Origin of the sequence: Nostoc sp. UHCC 0252 (genome assembly GCF_034931145.1) — a bacterium.
GTDB lineage: Bacteria > Cyanobacteriota > Cyanobacteriia > Cyanobacteriales > Nostocaceae > Nostoc.
Window position 1 is genome coordinate 1 of sequence record NZ_JAYGHE010000183.1, and the last position, 2058, is coordinate 2058.

Here is a 2058-nt window from a genome sequence, read left to right on the forward strand (position 1 = left end):
CGAGAACAACGAGCCACTCGCTTAGGTGATGCATTAAGAAACGTGAGCGGTGTTAACGCAACCAGAGGATCTGGTGATAGAGCGGATTCTTTTGTAATTCGAGGCTTCGAGATTTTTAGTGGTAACGTCCTGAATAACGGGCTACCTGATAGCACACTTACTGAAACTAGAGACTTATACAATGTTGAGAGGGTAGAAGTTCTCAAAGGGCCAGCTTCAGTGCTGTATGGTTTAGGAAACCCCGGCGGCACAGTAAACATCGTCACAAAACAGCCTCTTCGTGACCCCTTTTATCAGATAGAAACCACAATTGGGAATTATGATTTATATCGAGGTGCGATTGACTTCTCTGGGCCTTTGAATGATTCTAAGACGGTACTGTATCGTCTAAATCTTGCCTATCAAGATTCTGGTAGTTATATTGATTTTATTGGTAATCGCTCATTTTTTGCTGCACCTGCAATCAGTGTGGCACTCAGCGAAAATACAACCGTGACATTCGAGGCTGAGTACTCCAATAAGACTATTGATTCTAGGTCAGTTGTTGTCCTACCAGCAGTTGGTACTGTGCTACCTGGCCCCGATGGTCGTCGGATTGGGCGCGATCGCACCTTGTATGAACCAGACGGTTATTCTGAAATCGAAACCACAAGGCTAGGGTATCGATTAGAGCATCGATTTAGCGAAAACTGGTTATTGCGAAACGATTTTCGCGTCACTTTTGATCATTATAGTGATAACGATCAAACGTATTTTCTTGGTCTTGATGATGAAGGTCGAAATGCAAATCGGATTAGTTATACTTCCAAGAGTGATGCTAATATTTATAACCTCACAACAGATATATCTGGACGCTTTTCAACTGGCTCAATTGAACATCAGTTGTTGTTTGGTATCAATTTGAGCCGATTTGATGAGTTTAACAATTTCGGAATTGATTTAGCGGAGCTTGCTCCACTTGATATCTACAATCCTGTTTATCGTCAGCCAATTGTCAGTCGAATTGATACGGTATACGATGATAGTTCTCGGATAACAGACTCATTGGGCATCTATATTCAAGATCAAATTGCGATCGCTAACAACCTAAAGCTTTTGCTCGGTGGTAGATTCGATTTGTTCACGCAAAAGAATGAGAATTTCCTAGAAGATACACAGGATACTCAAGGGGGCGATGCCTTTACACCTCGTGTAGGAATTGTCTATCAACCCATTCCAGCCATTTCGCTGTACACCAGTTATAGTCAATCATTTAACCCCACTCAAGGAAGGGCTGAAGATAATAGTCTATTTGAACCAGAACGAGGTACTCAGTATGAAGTTGGTGTTAAAGCAGAGTTGAATAGCCGACTTGCAGCAACCCTAGCTTTCTATGATTTAACACGCTCCAATCTATTGACAGAAGATCCCGACCCGGAGTCCCGTTTTCAGATTCAAACAGGTAAACAACGGAGTCGAGGAATTGAATTAGATATTTCTGGGGAAATCTTACCTGGGTTGAATATCTTTGCAGGCTACGCCTACACAGATGCACGAATTCTTGAAGATAATCAGTTTGCAGATGGCAATCGTTTGACTAATAGCCCTAAACATAGCTTTAATCTTTGGACAACTTACGAAATCCAATCTGGGGATCTCCAAGGACTAGGGTTTGGCTTAGGGTTATTTTATATTGGCGATCGCGCGGGAGATTTAGAAAATTCCTTTGAAGTGCCTAGTTATTTACGCACCGATGCAACAGTTTTTTACCGAAAAGATAGGATGCGGGTCTCATTGAACGTGAAAAACTTGTTAGATACAGATTATTTTGTATCTGTATCCGGTAGAGATTTTGTTCTGCGGGGCGATCCATTCACTATATCAGGCACAGTTTCTTGGGAGTTTTAAATATTTTCAACTTTTGATATTTTTCAGGTACGACAAAGTAGTATAATTGAGTACAAGCAAATAAATGAAGTTAGATAAGTTGTTTCAAACCCTGCTGTTGACAGGTGCAGTTGTTGTTTTTATAAACACTCCTGCGACAGCCAAGGAAGTGCAAGAAGACAAATCTTTAGA

At 41.2% G+C, this 2058-nt stretch carries 1 protein-coding gene; it reads left to right on the top strand.

All coding sequences use genetic code 11. The features are described 5' to 3' along the window. Positions 1-1887 (top strand): TonB-dependent siderophore receptor (locus tag VB732_RS35890; RefSeq protein ID WP_323235549.1); only part of this gene is annotated, 1887 nt, incomplete at its 5' end. Positions 1888-2058 lie beyond the last annotated feature (171 nt).